The sequence below is a fragment of the Micromonospora sp. NPDC049836 genome, from assembly GCF_044465125.1.
GTDB lineage: Bacteria > Actinomycetota > Actinomycetes > Mycobacteriales > Micromonosporaceae > Micromonospora.
This window is the reverse complement of record NZ_JBITLH010000009.1, coordinates 132,579-151,312: the sequence shown is the minus strand read 5'-3', so window position 1 is coordinate 151,312 and position 18,734 is coordinate 132,579. Positions and strand designations below refer to the sequence as shown.

At 73.6% G+C, this 18,734-nt stretch carries 18 protein-coding genes; 11 read left to right on the top strand and 7 right to left on the bottom strand.

Translation table 11 applies throughout. The features are described 5' to 3' along the window. Window positions 1-7 precede the first annotated feature (7 nt). On the bottom strand, window positions 8-1,345 hold the full coding sequence (gene gdhA, locus ACIBPB_RS23765) for an NADP-specific glutamate dehydrogenase (RefSeq protein WP_396841807.1): 1,338 nt from the start codon (window positions 1,343-1,345) through the stop codon (window positions 8-10). A gap of 891 nt (window positions 1,346-2,236) precedes the next feature. On the opposite strand from gdhA, the gene ACIBPB_RS23760 reads away from it, so the two are divergent. From ACIBPB_RS23760 to ACIBPB_RS23750, 3 genes are all read left to right on the top strand, one after another. Then, entirely contained in the window at window positions 2,237-2,830 is a 594-nt protein-coding gene (locus ACIBPB_RS23760; RefSeq protein WP_396841676.1) for a hypothetical protein, read from the top strand. Window positions 2,831-3,290: 460 nt separating this feature from the next. Next, entirely contained in the window at window positions 3,291-4,262 is a 972-nt protein-coding gene (locus ACIBPB_RS23755; protein WP_396841675.1) for a pirin family protein, read from the top strand. 31 nt (window positions 4,263-4,293) lie between these two features. Then, window positions 4,294-4,959, top strand: coding sequence for a hypothetical protein (locus ACIBPB_RS23750; RefSeq protein WP_396841674.1), 666 nt, complete (start codon window positions 4,294-4,296; stop codon window positions 4,957-4,959). Window positions 4,960-5,173: 214 nt separating this feature from the next. Here ACIBPB_RS23750 and ACIBPB_RS23745 read toward each other — a convergent pair whose 3' ends face one another. Then, on the bottom strand, window positions 5,174-5,836 hold the full coding sequence (locus tag ACIBPB_RS23745; RefSeq protein WP_396841673.1) for a DUF1345 domain-containing protein: 663 nt from the start codon (window positions 5,834-5,836) through the stop codon (window positions 5,174-5,176). A gap of 9 nt (window positions 5,837-5,845) precedes the next feature. After that, complete coding sequence (locus ACIBPB_RS23740; RefSeq protein WP_357327873.1) at window positions 5,846-6,115, bottom strand: DUF2795 domain-containing protein; 270 nt, start codon at window positions 6,113-6,115, stop codon at window positions 5,846-5,848. A gap of 149 nt (window positions 6,116-6,264) precedes the next feature. Here ACIBPB_RS23740 and ACIBPB_RS23735 point away from each other — a divergent pair, with 149 nt between their 5' ends. Continuing rightward, window positions 6,265-6,669, top strand: a complete 405-nt coding sequence (locus tag ACIBPB_RS23735) for a DUF2267 domain-containing protein (RefSeq protein ID WP_357327876.1) — start codon at window positions 6,265-6,267, stop codon at window positions 6,667-6,669. Between the two features lie 129 nt (window positions 6,670-6,798). On the opposite strand, the gene ACIBPB_RS23730 is transcribed toward ACIBPB_RS23735, so the two are convergent. Next, a complete protein-coding gene (locus ACIBPB_RS23730; RefSeq protein WP_396841672.1) occupies window positions 6,799-7,947 on the bottom strand; it encodes a CaiB/BaiF CoA transferase family protein in 1,149 nt (382 codons plus the stop codon). Between the two features lie 302 nt (window positions 7,948-8,249). Here ACIBPB_RS23730 and ACIBPB_RS23725 point away from each other — a divergent pair, with 302 nt between their 5' ends. The 4 genes from ACIBPB_RS23725 (at window position 8,250) to ACIBPB_RS23710 (ending at window position 10,973) form a co-directional block, all read left to right on the top strand. After that, window positions 8,250-9,209 carry a TerC/Alx family metal homeostasis membrane protein gene (locus tag ACIBPB_RS23725; protein WP_396841806.1) on the top strand — a complete coding sequence of 320 codons (960 nt, stop codon included), beginning with the start codon at window positions 8,250-8,252 and terminating at the stop codon, window positions 9,207-9,209. A 91-nt stretch (window positions 9,210-9,300) separates the two neighbouring features. After that, entirely contained in the window at window positions 9,301-9,900 is a 600-nt protein-coding gene (locus tag ACIBPB_RS23720; RefSeq protein ID WP_396841671.1) for a sulfite oxidase-like oxidoreductase, read from the top strand. A 1-nt stretch (window position 9,901) separates the two neighbouring features. Beyond that, window positions 9,902-10,663 carry a ferredoxin reductase gene (locus tag ACIBPB_RS23715; RefSeq protein WP_396841670.1) on the top strand — a complete coding sequence of 254 codons (762 nt, stop codon included), beginning with the start codon at window positions 9,902-9,904 and terminating at the stop codon, window positions 10,661-10,663. A 16-nt stretch (window positions 10,664-10,679) separates the two neighbouring features. Next, window positions 10,680-10,973 carry a DUF6510 family protein gene (locus ACIBPB_RS23710; protein WP_046565919.1) on the top strand — a complete coding sequence of 98 codons (294 nt, stop codon included), beginning with the start codon at window positions 10,680-10,682 and terminating at the stop codon, window positions 10,971-10,973. 46 nt (window positions 10,974-11,019) lie between these two features. On the opposite strand, the gene ACIBPB_RS23705 is transcribed toward ACIBPB_RS23710, so the two are convergent. Next, complete coding sequence (locus ACIBPB_RS23705; protein WP_396841669.1) at window positions 11,020-12,249, bottom strand: MFS transporter; 1,230 nt, start codon at window positions 12,247-12,249, stop codon at window positions 11,020-11,022. Window positions 12,250-12,631: 382 nt separating this feature from the next. On the opposite strand from ACIBPB_RS23705, the gene ACIBPB_RS23700 reads away from it, so the two are divergent. The 3 genes from ACIBPB_RS23700 (at window position 12,632) to ACIBPB_RS23690 (ending at window position 16,756) form a co-directional block, all read left to right on the top strand. Then, window positions 12,632-13,165, top strand: a complete 534-nt coding sequence (locus ACIBPB_RS23700; protein WP_396841668.1) for a GNAT family N-acetyltransferase — start codon at window positions 12,632-12,634, stop codon at window positions 13,163-13,165. A gap of 96 nt (window positions 13,166-13,261) precedes the next feature. After that, the gene (locus ACIBPB_RS23695) at window positions 13,262-15,412 is read left to right on the top strand and encodes a glycogen debranching N-terminal domain-containing protein (RefSeq protein ID WP_396841667.1); all 2,151 of its coding nucleotides are present in this window, start codon (window positions 13,262-13,264) and stop codon (window positions 15,410-15,412) included. A gap of 42 nt (window positions 15,413-15,454) precedes the next feature. Further along, on the top strand, window positions 15,455-16,756 hold the full coding sequence (locus tag ACIBPB_RS23690) for an NAD(P)/FAD-dependent oxidoreductase (RefSeq protein ID WP_396841666.1): 1,302 nt from the start codon (window positions 15,455-15,457) through the stop codon (window positions 16,754-16,756). Window positions 16,757-16,765: 9 nt separating this feature from the next. On the opposite strand, the gene ACIBPB_RS23685 is transcribed toward ACIBPB_RS23690, so the two are convergent. Further along, window positions 16,766-17,902: an AI-2E family transporter gene (locus tag ACIBPB_RS23685; protein ID WP_396841665.1), complete on the bottom strand. Its 1,137-nt coding sequence runs from the start codon at window positions 17,900-17,902 to the stop codon at window positions 16,766-16,768. A 43-nt stretch (window positions 17,903-17,945) separates the two neighbouring features. Next, complete coding sequence (locus tag ACIBPB_RS23680; protein WP_396841664.1) at window positions 17,946-18,734, bottom strand: spermidine synthase; 789 nt, start codon at window positions 18,732-18,734, stop codon at window positions 17,946-17,948.

Genomic DNA, 18,734 nt, shown 5'->3' with positions numbered 1-18,734 from the left:
TGGCGGCTCAGACCAGACCGTGCGCCAGCATCGCCTCGGCGACCCGGCGGAAACCGTTGATGTTCGCGCCGGCCACGTAGTCGCCGGGCAGGCCGTACTCCTCGGCGGTGGCCCAGCAGCGGGCGTGGATGTCCCGCATCGTCTCCCGCAACCGCTGCTCCGACTGGGCGAACGTCCACGCGTCCCGGCTGGCGTTCTGCTGCATCTCCAGCGCGCTCACCGTCACCCCGCCCGCGTTGGCCGCCTTGCCCGGGGCGAACCGCACCCCGGCCCGGCCCAGGATGCGCACCGCCTCCGGGGTGGTCGGCATGTTGGCTCCCTCCACCACCGCGACGCAGCCGCCGGCGACCAGCGCCGTGGCCTCCGCGCCGCCGATCTCGTTCTGCGTCGCGCAGGGCAACGCCAGATCGCAGGGCACCTCCCAGACGGTACGACCGGAGACCGCCACCGCGTGCGGCACATGCCGCACGTAGTCGTCCAGCCGGACCCGGCGCTCCTCCTTCAACTCCCGCAGCAGCTCCAGGTCGATGCCCTTCTCGTCCAGCACGTACCCGTCCGAGTCGGAGCAGGCCACCACCGTGCCGCCGAGCTGGTGCACCTTCTCGATCGCGTAGACGGCCACGTTGCCCGAGCCGGAGACCACCACCCGCTTGCCGTCCAGGCCGTCCCCGGTCTGCTTCAGCATCTCCTCGGCGAAGAAGACCGCCCCATAGCCGGTCGCCTCCCGCCGCACCTGCGCACCCCCGTACGCGAGCCCCTTGCCGGTGAGCACCCCCGACTCGTACCGGTTGGTGATCCGCTTGTACTGCCCGAACAGATAGCCGATCTCCCGGCCACCCACCCCGACGTCCCCGGCCGGCACGTCCGTCTGCGCGCCGATGTGCCGGTACAACTCGGTCATGAAACTCTGGCAGAAGCGCATCACCTCCCGGTCCGAGCGGCCCTTCGGGTCGAAGTCCGCGCCCCCCTTGCCGCCGCCGATCGGCAGCCCGGTCAACGCGTTCTTGAAGATCTGCTCGAAGCCGAGGAACTTCACGATGCCCAGGTAGACCGACGGGTGGAAGCGCAGACCACCCTTGAACGGCCCGAGCGCACTGTTGAACTCCACCCGGAAACCCCGGTTCACCCGTACCCGGCCGTGGTCGTCCTCCCAGGGCACCCGGAAGATGACCTGCCGCTCCGGCTCGCAGATCCGCTCGACGATCCGCGCGTGCGCGTACTCGGGGTGCCGGGCCAGGGCCGGACCGATGCTCTCCAGCACCTCGCGGACCGCCTGGTGGAACTCGGGCTCACCCGGGTTCCGCTTGACCACGTCCGCGAACACCGTCTCGACGGTCTCCGGCATCACCGTACGCCCCTTCCGGTCCCGGACCGGGCCTCGTCGCCCCGCCGGATCGGCATCCCGCCGACGCCCCCGAGTACGGATCGTCACCGCCGTCCGGTTCACTGATCCGCTGGACGACTGGATCTAGAACGCGGGTCAGCTTGATCGTTGCGATCGGCCCCGTGGGTGGTTGCGGTGGGCGGGTGGGACCCGCCGTGCCCGGCTCCGGGCGGTCAGGCTTGGTCCCTGCGCCGGTCACGGCAGGTCCCACCCGCGTCGTGCGTGCGCACCGTCGGGATGGTCGCCCGTCGGGACAGCCGTGATGGCCGCTCCGGCCGCCGCCCCGGCGCCGCCCGGGCGAGCCGGGTCCGGGAGGACGGTACGCGGCTGCGACGGGTGTGCGGCCCGGCTCCCGCGGTGAGTGGAACGTCATGGAGGTCTCCGGGCTCCGGAAACCTCCATACCGTTCCACCGACGGTTGGACGTCCGTGCACCACTGGGTGGCTTGAGGTGGTCTGTCCGGTTCGGGGGTGTGGTCGGCGGCACCGTGGGCCCGGAATGGCTGGGGGCCGGGGGTCGTTGTATCCGCGTGAACGGCCGAGGAAGACCACCCCACGGGGTGCGGCCCCACCGGGTGCAGGCCCCACAGGGTGCCGGGCCCTCGGGAATGATGGTGGGCCGGCGGTCGTTACATATGGTCCCGGCGCCGCGAAGAGGCCCCCCGCCCCGCGGCCGGGATGATCCCCCTAAGACTTTCCTCTTTGGGTGCGCGCCACCGGCGTGCGTTCCGAAGACCTTTCCCTTTGGGTGCGCGCTTATCGCGTTGTCATCCGTTGAGCGCCTGACGGTGCTTGCGCACACGATGCCGACCCCCCGGTCGGGTGTGCGCCGACCCCCGAATGGAGCTTTGTCATGAACACGATGCTGCGTAAGAGCGTGCTGGGTATTGCTGGTCTGGCGTTCACCGGTGGTGTGTTCGCCGGTCCGATCGCCGCCCACGCCGACACCCCGACCATGCAGGCGAAGCCGGTCGCGGCCGTGCAGGCCGACAAGCCCAGCGTCGACAAGGGCAAGCTGATTCCGCACGGTGTGCAGGGCGCCCAGTCGCGTATCGACCTGTCCGATGAGCAGACCGCCAACGCCAAGGCGATCATCGCCGCCACCAAGAAGGCGGGTCTGCCGGAGCGGGCCGCGGTGATCTCCATCGCCACGAGTCTGCAGGAGTCGAAGCTGGAGAACCTGGGCCACCTCGGCGACAAGAACGACCACGATTCGCTGGGCCTGTTCCAGCAGCGCCCGTCCAGTGGTTGGGGCACGCCGGAGCAGATCACCGACCCGGAGTACGCGACGCTGGCGTTCGAGAAGGGTCTGAAGCAGGTCGACGGCTGGCAGGACCTGCCGCTGACCGTCGCCGCGCAGACCGTGCAGGTCTCGGCCTACCCGGATGCCTACGCCCAGTGGGAGCAGCAGGCCGCCGACATCGTCGCCCAGCACTGGAACAGCTGACCACAACCACCCAAGCACCAAGCACACGCTGGCCGGCACCCGACAACGGGTGCCGGCCAGCGGCGTCTCCCGCCAGCCAAGCACAACCGGCTCAGCGAGCAGCCACCGCCGGCCGACGAACGCCCACCACAGGCCGAAGGGTGAGCGTGCCTGCCGAACCGACGACCGAACACAACGGCCCGACCGAGCAGTCACCGCCGGCCCGCGAAGGCCCACCACGGACCGGAGGCCAGAGCGGACCCGCCGACGACCGAACACAACGGCCTGAGCAAGTACAGCCGGTCACCGCCCGACGCCGAACGCCCACGACGGGCTGGGGGCGAGGGTGACCGGCGCAGGGATCAAGCCTGACCGCCCGGAGCCGGTCACCCTCGCCCCCAGCCCCCAAGCGCAACCACCCAGCCCGGTAGCAGGCCCGAACACCGTGATCATCGACAAGAGCGGAGCGTAGAGTCGGGCGGTGGACCGTACCGAATCGTTGCCCGCCCAGATGCTCCCGCCCGGTGCCGCCCCGGCGGAGCAGCCCAGCGTGCTGCTGCCCGGCCACGACGTGCCGCTCGGCCGTTACACCACGGTGCGGCGGCTGCTGCCGCAGCGGCAGCGGCGGCTGGTCGGGGCGTGGTGTTTCGTGGACCATTTCGGACCGGACGACGTCAACGAACGCCCCGGCATGGAGGTGCCGCCGCACCCGCACACCGGCTTGCAGACGGTCACCTGGCTGCTCGACGGCGAGATCGTGCACCGGGACAGCCTCGGCAACGTGCAGCCGATCCGCCCGGGCCAGCTCAACGTGATGACCTCCGGGCACGGTATCGCCCACTCGGAGCGTTCGCCGGTGGTGCACCCGCCGGTGATGCACGGCGTACAGCTGTGGGTGGCGTTGCCGGATCCGGCGCGTGCCGGGGCCGCGGACTTCGCGCACCACGCGACGCTGCCCCGGTGGCGCGAGGGTGACCTGGACGTCACGCTGCTGGTCGGCGAGGTCGGCGGCGAGCGTTCGCCGGCCGTGGTGTACACCCCGCTGCTGGGCGCGCAGCTCGAGGTTCGCGGTCCGGCGCCGGCCACGTTGCCGCTGCGCCGCGACTTCGAGTACGGCTTGCTGGCGATGTCCGGCGCCGCGGAGGTGGACGGGGTGTCGCTGGAGGTGGGCGCGCTGCTCTACCTGGGCACCGGCCGGGACACGCTCACCGTGCGGGCCACAGCGGGCAGCAAGCTGCTGTTGCTCGGCGGTACGCCGTTCGAGGAGCCGCTGGTGATGTGGTGGAACTTCGTCGGCCGTTCGCACGAGGAGATCGTGGCGGCCCGGGAGGAGTGGATGGCGGGGCGGCGCTTCGGCACGGTGGCCGACGACCCGGCGCCGCCGCTGCCGGCTCCGGCGCTGCCGACCACCCGGCTGAAGGCGCGCGACCGCAGCGGCGGCTTCCAGGACTGAATGCCCGCCCCTCGCCCGGGTAGACGTGGGTATGCCGACCACTGGGATCGCCAGCATCGAGGACAAGAAGCGGCTGGTCCGCCGGCTCGCCGGGGACGGTCGCGGCTTCGCCGAGCAGTACGGGTTCCGGGTGACGAACAACCCGGCGCAGTTGTTCCAGGTGCTCTACCTGTCCGTCCTGCTCGCCCGCCGGGGTGATTTCCGCAAGGCGGTGGACGCCGCGGCGGCGTTGCGGGACGCCGGTTGGGACAGCGCCGCCCGGATGGCCCGCTCGCTGCACGAGGATCGGGTTCGGGTGCTGCGCGGCGCGGGGCAGCGCGGTGACGTGGACGCGCTCGCCTCGACGCTGGGCGACCTGGCCCGGACGGTGGTCGACCGGTATCGGGGTGACCTGCGCCGGTTGCGTACCGGCGCGCACCAGGATCCGGCCCGGGAGCGGCGGTTGCTCACCGCGCTGCCGGGTGTGGACGACGCGGTGGCCGACCTGTTCCTGCGGGAGGCGCAGGCGGTGTGGCGGGAGGTGGCCCCGGTGGCGGACCGGCGGGCGCTGGCCGCGGCCCGGCGGCTGGGGCTGGGCCGGTCGGCGCAGGATCTGGCGGGCCTGGCCGGCAGCGGCGAGTCGGAGCGGTTGGCCTGGCTGGTGGGGGCGTTGGCCCGGGTGGATCTGGAGAAGCGGTACGCGGAACTGACCGGTTGAGCCGGAGTGCCGCCCGCCACAGTTTTGCGAAAGTCACCCGTTCGGCTGATGTTGCATCGTAGGATGATCGTGGCAGTGATGCCCGCCCGGTTCGGGCGAACATCCACCGCCTGGCGGTCGCGACCCGGTTCGGGCGCGGACCGGCAGGAGCAGGTGTTGCGTGGCGCCCCAGGTCGCGGTTCGTGACCCGGGGCGCCCGCCTGTCGTCCGGGGCTCACGGGGCGAGGCTGGCCAGCAGGTTCACCGTCGCCGCGACGATGACCGCGCCGAACAGGTACGACAGCAGCGAGTGCCGCAGCGCCGTGCGGCGCATCTCCGACGTGCACAGGTCGGTGTCGGAGACCTGGAAGGTGGTGCCCAGGGTGAAGCCGACGTACGCGAAGTCCGCGAAGCAGGGTGGCTCGTCCTGGTGGAAGTTGATCCCGCCGGGTGTCCCGCTGTAGTACAGCCGGGCGTACCGGGTGGTGAAGACGGTGTGCACCACGAACCAGGAGAGCACGACGCTGAGCACGCCGAGCCCTCCGTACAGGTCACGAGGCAGGCCGGTCCGGACGCTGTGCGCGGTGGTCAGCACCACGCCGACGGCGAGCAGGCTGGCCAGGCAGGCGGCCAGCAGCAGGCCGTCCCGGGTGGCCCGGTTCGGGTCCTCCAGCTTGGCCAGTCGGGCCGTGCGGGCGGCGTCCAGCTTGCCCAGCCGGGACCATTGCAGGACCAGCCAGCTCAGCGCGGCGGTGTCCCAGCCGACCAGCGGGGCGAGCGTCGGCGCGATCATGACGGCGGCCGCCCCGCCGGCCACGACGCCGACCAGCGTCATGCCGACCAACTGGACCGCCGCCGGCAGGTGCCGGCCGGCCCGCCCGGCCGTCCGGCGCGCCACGGTACGGGATCAGATGCCGCGCAGGTGCTGCGAGACCCGCGTGTGCGGCTCCCGCGCCTGTGCCGCCCGCTGTGACCGGCTGACCTCGGGGGCGGCGTCGATGCCGGCCGACCGGGCCACCTCGGTGCCGTTGGCGTAGTCCACCGGGGGCAGCGCGCGCAGCGCCCGCAACACCTCCGGCGGGGCACCCTCCCGTTCGGCCTCCCGGATGACGTCGTCCTTCCCGGCCGGATAGTCCAGCGCGGACAGGTACTCAAGGACGTCCGTGTAACTCGCCATGGGTCGGGCTCCTCGCGCCTGTAGTCACGGTCACGACCGGCGGCGGTTACCCGTCGCGCGCCTGGTCACGCGCGGTCCGGTCGGGAAATGTGGCGCGGTTTCCGGCGCTGCGGGGCGGGTAGCCGGGCAGCCGTGAGGGGGGAGCGCCGATGAACTACGACACCTTCGTCGACCAGGTCGCCCAGCGGGCGGCAGCGCCCACGGAACGGGCTGCCGCACTGACCCGGGCCGCCCTGGAGACCCTCGCCGAACGGCTGACCGGCGGCGAGGTGCTGGATCTGGCGGCGCAGCTACCCAAACCGCTGCAACAGGTGCTCAAGCCGCACCCGGCCACGGAGGCGGCGGAACGGTTCGGGGCCGCCGAGTTCGTCGCCCGGGTGGCGCAGCGGGCCGGCGTGGACGAGAACGTCGCCCGCGACGGCGTGCGCGCGGTCTTCACCACGTTGCGCGAGGCGATCAGCGGCGGCGAGTTCGACGACGTGGTGGTGCAGTTGCCGCGTGACTTCCGGGCGGTGGTCGAGCCCGCGATGGCACCGGGCGCCACCCGCCGCTGACCCGGCCCGGCGGCGCCTGCCCGCTGTCGCGACGTCCCGCGCCGGCCGGCTCAACCACGCCCACCCCTTCTCCGGCCCGGGTGGCCGCGGCAAGCCCGCCTGCCGGGGGCAGGGAGGCGCTCGGACGGGTCAGGCGATGGTGCCGGTGGACCGGAGGGCGGCGATCCGGGCGGCGTCGAAGCCCGCCTCGGCCAGCACCTCGTCGGTGTGCTCGCCGGGCTCGGGCGGGGGCCGGCGTACCGAGGTGGGGGTGGCGGAGAAGCGTGGGGCGGGCGCCGGCTGGGTGACCCCGTCGGGCGCGACGAAGACGCCGCGCGCGGCCAGGTGCGGGTGAGCCGGCGCCTCCGCCCAGTCCAGCACGGGCGCCGCGCACGCGTCGGAGTCGGCGAGCAGCTCCGCCCACTCGTCGCGGGTACGGGTCCGGAACAGCCGCGCCCACGCCGCCCGCAGCGCCGGCCAGTTCGCCGGGTCGGTCCGGTCCGGCGCCTCGTCGCCGTCGAGTGGGAAGCCGGTGAGCCGGACCAGCTCGTCGTAGAAGCGCGGCTCCAGGGCACCCACCGCCAGGTGGCGGCCGTCGGCGCACTCGTACGTGTCGTAGAAGGGGGCGCCCCCGTCGAGCAGGTTCGTCCCGCGCGCGTCCTGCCACATGCCCACCCGGCGCAGCGCGTGGATCTGGGTGGCCAGCACCGACACGCCGTCCACGATGGCCGCGTCGACGACCTGGCCGGGCGCGCCGGCGCGGACCGCGTACAGGGCGGCGACGACGCCGAGGGCCAGCATCATCCCGCCGCCGCCGAAGTCGCCGAGCAGGTTCATCGGCGGCACCGGCCGCTCGCCGGCCCGGCCGGTGCCGTGCAGCGCGCCGGTCAACGCCAGGTAGTCGATGTCGTGGCCGGCGGTGGGGGCGAGCGGCCCGTCCTGCCCCCAGCCGGTCATCCGGCCGTACACCAGGCGGGGGTTGACCGCCCGGCAGTCCGCGGGCCCGAGGCCGAGCCGCTCGGTGACCCCCGGCCGGAAGCCCTCGACGAGCGCGTCCGCGCCGGCGACCAGGGCGAGCACGACGTCCCGCCCGGCGGGCGTCTTGAGGTCGACGGCGAGCGAGCGCCGGTTGCGGTTGAGCAGGTCGCCGGGCAGCGCGCCGAAGCCGCCGCCGCCCACCCGGTCCACCCGGACCACGTCCGCACCGAGGTCGGCCAGCATCATGGCGGCGAACGGGCCGGGTCCGATGCCGGCCAGCTCGATCACCCGTACGCCGGTCAGGGGTCCCTGGTCAGTCATCGCGTCACCATAGGTCCCGATCGCGCCGGGCACCACGTCGCGGCGTGCACACAGCGGTTGACCAGGGCAATCATGTGCGTCCCCAGTTGGCGTCCGGGCCGGGGTGCCCTAACCTTGGACGCGCGAGGGGAGTACTTCCCACGAACCATTCCGGTCAGTACGGCACGCCTGGACGTGCCTCGGGTGGTTGCCCACGTTCTGGTGGGTGAAGGAGACCTCGAACATGACACGGTGTTCGAGGAGGCCCTGTGACCGCGTTGTCCCCCCTGTCCGCCACCGAGCTGTCGTCGGTGGGCACCCCCATGCTCTGGGCGGTGACCATCGCCGGCGTGCTCGCCCTGCTGGTGCTGGACTTCCTGGTCACCCGCCGGCCGCACGAGGTGTCGCTCAAGGAGGCGCTCGGCTGGTCGGCGTTCTACGTCGCGCTGCCGCTGGCCTTCGGCGTCTGGGTGTGGTCGCGGTGGGGCTCCGAGCTGGGTGTGCAGTACCTGACCGGCTACCTGGTGGAGAAGTCGCTCTCGGTCGACAATCTCTTCGTCTTCATGCTGCTGCTGGCCGCGTTCGCGGTGCCCGCCGTGCTGGCCCAGCGGGTGCTGCTCTACGGCATCGCCGGCGCGCTCGTGCTGCGGGCGGTCTTCATCGCCCTGGGCGCGGCCGCGCTGCAGACCCTCGACTTCGCCTTCCTGCTCTTCGCGCTGATCCTCATCGCCACCGCGGTGAAGCTGCTGCGCGACGCCCTGTCCGGGCACGCGCAGGAGGTCGACATCGACACGATGCGGTCGGTGCGGCTGCTCCGCAAGGTCATGCCGGTGGTCGACGAGTACCACGGTCCGAAGCTGACCATCCGGCACGCCGGGCGCCGGGCGCTGACCCCGTTCGCCCTGGTCGTGGTCGCGGTGCTCGCCACCGACGTGGTCTTCGCGGTCGACTCGGTGCCCGCCGTGTACGGCATCACCGAGGACCCGTACCTGGTCTTCGCCACCAACGCGTTCGCCCTGCTCGGGCTGCGCGCGCTCTACTTCGTGCTGCACGCCGCGCTGAGTCGCCTGGTGCACCTCAGCTACGGCCTGGCGGCCATCCTGGCGTTCATCGGGCTCAAGCTCGGCCTGCACTGGGCGCACGGGATCTGGCCGGGCGTGCCGCAGATCCCCACGCTGGCCTCCCTCGGCGTGATCGTCGCCGTCCTGGTCGTGGTGACCCTCACGAGCCTGCGCGCCACCCGCGACCCGGTGGGCGGGGCGGCCCCGGGAGACCCGAGGTAGCGGCCGGACGACCGGCCGCGCGGTGGTCGATCACGCGGCGGAGTCGGCCGAAGCACTGCCGCCGCGCACCCCGGGGTGGTACGACTGACCGGTGGGAATTGTGTCGCCAGGCTTTCAGGGCCGGCCCCGCTCGGCCGAACCGGCCCTGCCGCCGGGCCAGTACCTCACCCAGGACTTCCCGGTGCTCTCGGCCGGGCCGACGCCGAGGGTGTCGTTGGACACCTGGGAATTCGTGCTCAGCACCGAGGACGGCCGCGAGTTCCGCTGGTCCTGGGACGAGCTGATGTCCCTGCCGCAGGAGACCCCGACCGTGGACATCCACTGCGTGACCCGCTGGTCGAAGCTGGCCACCACGTGGCGGGGCGTCTCCCTGGACACCCTGCTCGACGGGGTCGACACCGCGGCCCGCTACGCGCTGGCCCACTCCTACGGCGGGTACACCACGAACCTGCCCCTGGACGACCTGCGCGGCGGCCGGGCCTGGGTGGCGCACACCTTCGACGGCGAACCGCTGCCGGCCGAGCACGGCGGGCCGGCGCGGCTGCTCGTCCCGCACCTGTACTTCTGGAAGTCGGCCAAGTGGGTGCGCGGGATCCGGCTGTTCGTCGACGACCATCCCGGCTTCTGGGAGACCGCCGGCTACCACGACTACGGTGACCCGTGGCGCGAGCAGCGCTACCAGGGCGACTGAGGTGGCCGCACCCACGAGTGGCCGGGTGGCCGCCACCCCGCTGACCTGGCAGGTGGCCCGGCTGGCCGAGCGGCGGATCGAGACGGCGAGCGCGCACACCCTGGTGCTGGACGTGCCCGGCTGGCCCGGACACCTGGCCGGGCAGCACGTCGACGTGCGGCTGACCGCCCCGGACGGCTACCAGGCGGCCCGGTCGTACTCGCTGGCCGCGCCCGCCGACGGCGAGCGCATCGAGCTGAGCGTGCAGCGGGTGTCCGACGGGGAGGTGTCGCCGTACCTCATCGACACCTATGCCGAGGGCGACCCGGTGGAGGTGCGCGGCCCGGTCGGCGGCTGGTTCGTCTGGCGTACCGACGAGACGGCCCCGGTGCTGCTGGTGGCCGGCGGCTCCGGGGTGGTGCCGCTGATGGCCATGGTCCGGGCCCGGCGCGCGGCGGGCAGCCGGGTGCCGTTCCGGCTGATCTACTCGGTCCGCACCCCCGACGACGTCTTCTACGCCGACGAGCTGCGCCGCCGCGCCCGCGAGGACCAGGGCCTCGACGTGGCGTACGTGTACACCCGGGCGGCCCCGGAGGGCTGGCGGGGCGAGCCGCACCGGATCGGCCTGGCCGACGTGAACAGCCACGGCTGGCCGCCGGAGTTGGAGCCGCTCTGCTACGTCTGCGGCCCGACCGGTTTCGTGGAGACCGTGGCGGACCTGCTGGTGGGGCTGGGGCACCCGACCCGGCGGGTGAAGACCGAACGGTTCGGCCCGACCGGCTGACGAGCGAGGAGGACGCATGACGGATCTGTCCTATCTGGACGGCAACATGCTCGACGGGCCGCTGCGCGAGATCTTCGCGGTCGACCTGAGCAGCGCCACCGGGCGGTGCGCCAACTGCGGCACGACCGGCCCGGTGGCCGGGCTGCGGGTCTACTCGCACGCCCCCGGGCTGGTCGGCCGCTGCCCGGCCTGCGCCGATGTGATGCTCCGGCTGGTCCGGGCCCCCGACCGGGCCTGGCTGGACCTGCGCGGCTCCACGTACCTCATGGTCCCGATGCCGCTAGACCAGCCCCACCCCGGCCCGCTCTGACCGGGCCGGCCCGCCGGGTGGTCGGCGGGCCGGCGTACCGGTCCGGTCAGCCGTCCGTTTCCGCCAACCGCCGCCAGACCAGCGCGGTGAGCAGCGTCAGCGCGGCGGCCGCCAGCCAGAACGGGGTCAGGACGCTGCCGGTGGCCCGGGCGACGGTGCCGCCGAGCGCCGTGCCGACGGCGGCCCCGCCCAGGTCGGCGAGGGAGTAGACGCTGTTCACCCGGCCGCGCAGCCGGTCCGGCACGAGGCGCTGCCGCAGCGACACCACGAGCACGCCCCAGACCATGGTGTGCGCGCCCCAGATCGCCAGGGCCGCGCCGGCCAGCCAGGGCTGCCGGGTGACCGCCAGCACCAGGTGCAGACCGATCTCGATCAGCAGTCCGGCCCGCAGCAGCGCCGGGGTGCCGAACCGGGCCCGCAGCCGGGTCGCCAGGGTGCTGCCGGCGAGGCCGCCGAGCGCCGAGGCGGTCAGCAGCACGCCGTACCCGACCGGGGCGAGGTCGAGGCGTTGCCGGGCGTAGAGCACGAACACCGCGAACGCCGCGCAGAACGCCACGTTCATCACCGCGATGCTGAGCGCCAGGGTGCGCAGCACCGGTGCCTGCCAGAGCGTGCGTACCCCGGTGGCGATGTCGGCCCGGATCGAGCGCACCGGCCGCGCGGCGCCGGGCTCCGGCGTGGCCGGCGGGACGGGACGCCAGCGGAGCAGCGCCAGCAGCAGCGCGGCCAGCCCGAAGGTGGCCGCGTCGAACCCGAACGGCAGCGCCGCGGCCAGCACGAAGAGGTAGGCCCCGAGCGGCTTCGCCGCGAACTGGTTGCCGACGACGAAGGTGGCGAAGAGCCGGCTGTTCGCCTCCTCGAGCCGCTCCGGCGGCACCACGGAGGGCAGCAGCGCCCCGGACGCGGTGTCGGCGAGGGTCTCCCCGATCCCGGTGAGCAGGAACGCCAGCAGGATCAGCGGCACGGTGGCCACCCCGGCGAGCACCGCCCCGGCCAGCGCGGCGAGGACCAGGCCCCGGCCGACGTTGACCGCGACGATCAGCCGGCGCCGGTCGAGGCGGTCGACGAGCGCCCCGCTGACCAGAGCGAACAGCAGCCAGGGCAGTTGTGGGGCGAGGGCCGCCGCGGCCACCGCGGCCGGGTCGGGGGTGAGCGAGGCGACCAGCAGCGGGGCCGCGACCATGGTGACGCCGTCGCCCAGGTTGGACACCGCGCTGGCGGTCCAGAGCCGGTAGAAGTCGCGGCCGAGCCGGCCGGTGGGAGCGGTGGCCGTCATGCCGGCCACCGGACAGGGGTACGCGGTCCGGGCGCGGCGGGGCGCCCGGACGGGATCTCCGGAAACACGAGGAACTCCCTCGGAAGCGATGTGGTGGCGTACGCACGCCAGGACGGGGGACCCGCGCGGGGCGGGTCGCCTGATCGCTTCGCGGCCGAGGGGGAGGTGTCGGGGGAGCGGCGGGGCGGCTGCCGGGGGCGGCCGCCGGCGGCCCGGATCAGGACACCGTGGTCCCCAGCGGCGAAGCGGAAACCAGCATCGTGCCGAGCGGAGCAATCCTCATGATCGACCTCCCGTCGTCCGGGCCCACGGTAGGGGACGTGCCGCCTCCGCGCGACCCCGGTCGCATCCCGTTCGCGCCGGTGGGCGAGAGTAGGGCAACGTGAGATACCTTCGTACCGACGGCCGGGTCGGCATCCGGCGTCCGCGCCCCGCCGACGAGGCCGAGTTCATCGCCGCCGCCCGCCGCAGCCGCGACCTGCACCATCCCTGGCTCGCCGCCCCCGACGACCCGGAGAAGTACGCCGCCTACCTGCGCAAGAACCGCAGGCAGGACGCCGACGGTTACCTGTTCTGCGACCGGGCCAGCGGCGAGATCGCCGGGTACGCGAACATCAGCGGCATCGTGCTGGGCGCCCTGCGCGGCGGCTACCTGGGCTACGCCGCCTTCCTGCCGTACGCGGGCACCGGGCACGCCTCGGCCGGCATCCGGCTGGTCATCGCGCACGCCTTCACCGCGCTCGGGCTGCACCGCCTGGAGGCGAACATCCAACCCGGCAACGAGCCGTCGAAACGGCTGGCGCAGCGGCTCGGCTTCCGGCTGGAGGGCTTCTCCCCGGACTACCTCTTCATCGACGGCGCCTGGCGGGACCACGAGCGCTGGGCGATCACCGCGCCGCTACCCGGAGAGGGCTGAGCGGCCCCCGCCGTCCTGGCGTTGCGGTTCCCGGGCCGGGCTTCGCCCGGATCGGGTGATGGCCGCCTCACCCGTGCCGCTCCTACCGTCGGCGGCATGGTTGTGGCACGTCCGACCCCGGCCGATCCGACCCCCGGCCTCGCCGCCTCCGGCGGGCCGGGCGACCAGCGGGCGGCCCCGCCCGAGCTGGGCCCCCAGTCGATCGCCGTGCTCAGCGGCCCGACCTTCATGTACTCCGACCCGGCTGGGGACGTGCCGCCGGGCAGCATCGGCGGGCTCGTCCACCTGGACACCCGGCTGCTCAGCGGGTGGACGCTGACCGTGAACGGTGGCCGCTTCCTGGTGTTGCGTTCGGAGACCATCGACCACTACTCGGCGCAGTTCGTGCTCACCAATCCGGAACTGCCCGGCCTGCCGCCGGACAGCGTCGGGGCCGGCCGGCTGCGCTACGTCGGGGAGGGCTTCCACGAGCGGATCGAGCTGCTCTCGTACCGGGCCGAACCGGTCCGGGTCGAGCTGCGCCTCGCCGTCGCGGCCGACTTCGCCGACCTGTTCGAGGTCAAGTCCGGGGTGCGGGACCGCTCGGCGGACATCGTCCGCCGGCACGACCCGGACGGCAGCCCGCTCTGCTTCCGCTACGAGACCGACGGCTTCGCCGCGCAGACCGAGGTCTGCTCGTCGCTGGCGCCGGACCGGATCGAGGGCGACGAACTGGTCTGGGAGGTCCAGCTGCAACCCCGGCAGGAGTGGCAGCTGAACCTGTCCGTGCCGCTGCCGCCCGGGCCGGGCACGGTCGAGCCGGTCCGCGGGGACATCGCCGACGTGTTGCACCGCCGGTACTCCAACCCGGTGCGCGCCTGGATCGAGAACCGGGCGACGCTGGACAGCGACAACCCGGTGCTGGAACGCACCACCCGGCAGTCCCGGCACGACCTCGCCGCGCTCCGGCTCGAACTCGAGGTCAAGGGGCAGCGCGTCGAGCTGCCCGGCGCCGGACTGCCCTGGTTCCTCACCGTGTTCGGCCGGGACACCCTGATCACCGCGTACCAGACGCTGACCGCCGGGCTGGCGTTGGCCCGCGGGGCGCTGGTGGCGCTCGCCCGGTTGCAGGGCACCCGGTGCGACGACTTCACCGACGAGGAACCCGGCCGGATCCTGCACGAGGTCCGCTTCGGCGAGCTGACCCGGACCGGGGCGAAGCCGTACACGCCGTACTACGGCACCGCCGACGCGACCCAGCTCTGGCTGATCCTGCTCTCCGAGTACTGGCGGTGGACCGGGGACGACGAGCTGATCCGCCGGCTGCGGCAGCAGGCGCTGGCCGCGCTGCACTGGATCGACCACTTCGGCGACCGGGACGGTGACGGTTACGTCGAGTACGCCACCCGCTCCCCGGAAGGGCTGGGCAACCAGTGCTGGCGGGACTCCCCGGACGGCGTCTGCTTCTCCGACGGCCGGATCCCGGTGCTGCCCATCGCGACCTGCGAACTGCAGGGCTACACGTACGACGCGAAGCTGCGCCTGGCCGAGCTGGCCGACGGGCCGCTCGCCGAGCCCACCCTCGCCGCCCGGCTGCGCGACGACGCCGCGCGGCTGTACCGGCAGTTCAACCAGGACTTCTGGCTCGACGAGCGGGGCGGCTTCTACGCGGTCGGGCTGGACGGCGACAAGACGCCCATCGACTCGAAGACCTCCAACATGGGACACCTGCTGTGGAGCGGGATCGTGCCGCCGGAGCGCGCCGGGGCGGTGGTGCGCCAGCTCATGCACGAGGACATGTACTCCGGCTGGGGCATCCGCACCCTGTCCCGCGAGGACCGGTTGTTCAACGCGCTCGGCTACCACCTCGGCACGGTCTGGCCGCATGACAACTCCATCGCGGTGCTGGGCCTGGCCCGGTACGGCTACCGGGCCGAGGCCAACCGGATCAGCCTGGCCCTGCTCGACGCGGCCGAGCAGTTCGGCTACCGGCTTCCCGAGGCGCTCAGCGGATACATCCGCGAACGCACCATGTTCGCCGTGCCGTATCCCACCGCGTGCAGCCCACAAGCCTGGGCGGCGGGGGCGCCGCTGGCCCTGGTGCGGGCGATGCTCGGTCTCAACCCGGTGAACGGCCGCCTGGAGATCGACCCCGACGTGCCGGCCGAGATCGGCCGGATCACCGCCTCGCGGGTCCGCGCCTTCGGCCACCACTGGGACCTCGAGGCGGTCGGCCGCGCCGGTCACATCCGCCTGGCGCCCGGCTGACCCGAACGTTTGTCGAGGTCCTCGACGGGAACGGCAGCGGGCATGACGAAACCTCGTGTGGTGATCGTGGGGGCCGGGTTCGCCGGATACCACGCGGCGAAGACGTTGCACCGACTGGCCGGCAAGCGGGCCGAGATCGTCCTGCTGAACACGACCGACTACTTCCTCTACCTGCCGCTGCTGCCGGAGGTCGCCGCCGGGGTGGTCGAGCCGACCCGGATCGCCGTACCGCTGGCCGGCACCCTCGACGGCGTCCGGGTCGTGATCGGCGAGGCGAACCGGGTCGACCTGCAGAACCGCTGGGTCGGCTACCGCTCCCAGGAGGGTGACCTCGGCCAGCTGGCGTACGACCGGCTCGTGCTCTCCGTGGGCAGCGTCAACAAGCTGCTGCCGATCCCGGGGGTGACCGAGTACGCGCACGGCTTCCGCGGCCTGCCCGAGGCGCTCTACCTGCACGACCACGTGGTCCGTCAGCTCGAGCTGGCGGAGCTGACCGACGACCCGGCCGAGCAGCGGGCCCGGACCACCTTCGTGGTGGTGGGCGCCGGCTACACCGGCACCGAGGTCGCCGCGCACGGCCAGCTCTTCACCGACCGGCTGATGGCCCAGCGGCCGCACCTCAAGGTGCGCCCCCGGTGGATGCTGCTCGACATCGCCCCGCGCGTCCTCCCCGAGCTGGACCAGCGGATGTCCGTCACCGCCGACCGGGTGCTGCGCCGGCGCGGGGTGGACGTGCGGATGGGCACCTCGGTCTCCGAGGCCACCCCGGACGGGGTCATGCTCACCGACGGCGAGTACGTCCCCACCTGCAGCCTGGTCTGGTGCGTCGGGGTACGCCCCGACCCGTTCGTCGCCGAGGTGGGCCTGCGCACCGAGCGGGGCCGGCTGGTGGTCGACGAGTTCCTCAACGTCCCCGGCCACCCCGAGGTGTTCGCCTGCGGTGACGCGGCCGCGGTGCCCGACCTGACCCGCCCCGGGCAGATCTGCGCGATGACCGCCCAGCACGCGCAGCGGCAGGGCAAGCTCGCCGCGCACAACATCGCCGCCTCCTACGGCCAGGGCACCCGGAAGCCGTACAAGCACCACGACCTGGGCTGGGTGGTCGACCTCGGTGGCAAGGACGCGGCGGCCAACCCGCTGAAGGTGTCCCTGGCCGGCCTGCCGGCGAAGGCGGTCACCCGCGGCTACCACCTGCTCGCCATGCCCGGCAACCGGGCCCGGGTGGCGGCGGACTGGGCGCTGGACGCCACGCTGCCCCGGCCGGCGGTGCAGCTCGGGCTGGTGCCGGCGAACGCCGTGCCGCTGGAGAGCGAGTCGCCCGAGGTGGTGGCCCGCGGTCGCTGAACGCTCCGGTCAGCCGCCGGCCGGCGGCGGGGTCTCCCGCGACGGGGTCCCGCCGCCGGCCGGCGGCCGTGCCGGGTGGCGGCGCCGATCCGGCGCGGGCGGGGGCAGCGTCCGCCGCCCGGCCGGGGCGAACTCGCGCAGCAGGATCTGCCCGACGCCCGCCGCCGGGATCGCCAGCAGGGCGCCCAGCAGGCCCGCCAGCTCGGCCGCGAGCAGCACGCTGACCAGCACGGTCAGCGGGTTCAGCCGGACCGCGCGGGACATGATGACCGGTTGCAGCAGGTGGTTCTCGAGCTGCTGGTAGATCACGAAGAAGACCAGCACCACCACCCCGGTGGTGGGGGAGTGCAGGAATCCCGCCCCGGCCGCGACGATCGCGCCGATCGTCGCCCCGACCAGCGGGATCAGGTCGGCCACGGCGACCACCAGGGCGATCACCGCGGCGAACGGCACCCCGGCGACGAAGAGCACCAGGAAGGTCAGCCCGCCGCAGATCACGCTGATCAGCAGGTTGCCGGTGAGGTAGCCGGTGATGGTGCGGGAGGAGTCCCGGCCGATGCGGCGCAACCGCTCCGCGGCGCCGTCGCCGAGCAGCGTGAGCGTACCGGCGATGATCTTCGGGGCCTCCAGCACCATGAGGTACGCCAGCACCACCACGGTCACCACGCCGGCCACCGTCTCCAGCACGCCCCGGACCACGCCGACCGCCGGCTCGCCGAGCCGGCTGCCGTAGCGCTGGAGCTGGTCGGCGTGGGCGTCGGCGTACCGCCGCAGGTGGAACCGCTCCAGCAGCTCACCGAGCTGGCCCCGGCCGGCCCGGGCCTCGCGTACCAGGTCGGGGGCGCGATCGGCGAACCGGGCCAGCTCGTCCAGCAGCGGCAGCACGATCACCGCGGCCAGCGCGGCGAGGACGGTGAAGGCGGCCACGAAGACCAGCAGGGTGGCCAGCGCCCGGTGCCGTACGAACCGGCGTTCCACGCCGTCGACCAGGGGCTTGAGGGCGACCGCGAAGAACGCGGCGACCAGCGCCCAGACGAGCACCCGCCGGGTCGCCCAGACCAGGCCCAGCACCAGCGCGGTGGCCAGCACCAGACCGATGACGATCAGCGCCCGCCGGGCGGTGGACCGGTCGTCGGCGTGGCTCATCCGGCGCGGCTACCCGCGCGCCGGGCGGGGAAACCCGGCCGGCTCAGCGACCGGCCAGGTCGGCGTCGGTGGCCGGACGGGCACCGGCGACGAACGCGTCGAGGTCCGGCCCGTGCAGCACCGCGCCGGGGATCGGGTCGCGGGCGGCGCGGGCGGCCAGCCGGCCGACCGGCAGCCGGCCCGCCCGGTGGGTGGCGGCGAGCACCAGGTTGCCGTACCGCCGGCCGCGCAGCATCCGCCGGTCGGCGACCAGGCAGACATCACCGAAGACGGCGCGCAGCGTCGCCACCTGGGTACGGGAGATCACCAGCGGCGGCAGGTCGGTGACGTTGACCAGGTAGACGCCGTCCGGGGCGAGCACCCGGGCCACCTCGGCGACGAACTCGACGGTGGCCACGTGCCGGGGCATCCGGGCGGCCCGGTAGACGTCGGCCAGCACCACGTCGTAGTGCCCGGACGACGCGCCGCGCACCGCCTCCCGGGCGTCACCGATGATCACCTCGACGTCGGCCGGCAGCGCGGGCAGCTCCCCGGCGACCAGCTCCACCACGGCCGGGTCCCGCTCGACGACCCGCTGCGGCGAGGTGGGGCGGGTGGCGGCCAGCCAGCGCGGCAGGGTGAGCGCGCCGCCGCCCAGGTGCAGGGCGGCCAGCGGGCGGCCCGGCGGGGCGGCCAGGTCGACCACGGCGGCCATCCGCCGGATGTACTCGAAGTGCAGGTGGCGCGGTTCGGAGACGTCCACGTAGGACTGTTCGACGCCAGCGGCGAGCAGGGTCCGGCCGGTGGGCCGGACCGGGTCGACGACGATCTTCAGACCCTCGGCGTTGTGCAC

What these genes read in the sequence shown, in the direction of transcription:
- ACIBPB_RS23740 (WP_357327873.1), bottom strand. Translation starts at nt 6,115, where the DNA reads ATGGCGAGTTACACGGACGTCCTTGAGTACCTGTCCGCGCTGGACTAT.
- ACIBPB_RS23685 (WP_396841665.1), bottom strand. Translation starts at nt 17,902, where the DNA reads ATGAGCCACGCCGACGACCGGTCCACCGCCCGGCGGGCGCTGATCGTC.
- ACIBPB_RS23695 (WP_396841667.1), top strand. Translation starts at nt 13,262, where the DNA reads ATGGTTGTGGCACGTCCGACCCCGGCCGATCCGACCCCCGGCCTCGCC.
- ACIBPB_RS23690 (WP_396841666.1), top strand. Translation starts at nt 15,455, where the DNA reads ATGACGAAACCTCGTGTGGTGATCGTGGGGGCCGGGTTCGCCGGATAC.
- ACIBPB_RS23750 (WP_396841674.1), top strand. Translation starts at nt 4,294, where the DNA reads ATGCCGACCACTGGGATCGCCAGCATCGAGGACAAGAAGCGGCTGGTC.
- ACIBPB_RS23730 (WP_396841672.1), bottom strand. Translation starts at nt 7,947, where the DNA reads ATGACTGACCAGGGACCCCTGACCGGCGTACGGGTGATCGAGCTGGCC.
- ACIBPB_RS23725 (WP_396841806.1), top strand. Translation starts at nt 8,250, where the DNA reads ATGCTCTGGGCGGTGACCATCGCCGGCGTGCTCGCCCTGCTGGTGCTG.
- ACIBPB_RS23705 (WP_396841669.1), bottom strand. Translation starts at nt 12,249, where the DNA reads ATGACGGCCACCGCTCCCACCGGCCGGCTCGGCCGCGACTTCTACCGG.
- ACIBPB_RS23735 (WP_357327876.1), top strand. Translation starts at nt 6,265, where the DNA reads ATGAACTACGACACCTTCGTCGACCAGGTCGCCCAGCGGGCGGCAGCG.
- gdhA (WP_396841807.1), bottom strand. Translation starts at nt 1,345, where the DNA reads ATGCCGGAGACCGTCGAGACGGTGTTCGCGGACGTGGTCAAGCGGAAC.
- ACIBPB_RS23760 (WP_396841676.1), top strand. Translation starts at nt 2,237, where the DNA reads ATGAACACGATGCTGCGTAAGAGCGTGCTGGGTATTGCTGGTCTGGCG.
- ACIBPB_RS23710 (WP_046565919.1), top strand. Translation starts at nt 10,680, where the DNA reads ATGACGGATCTGTCCTATCTGGACGGCAACATGCTCGACGGGCCGCTG.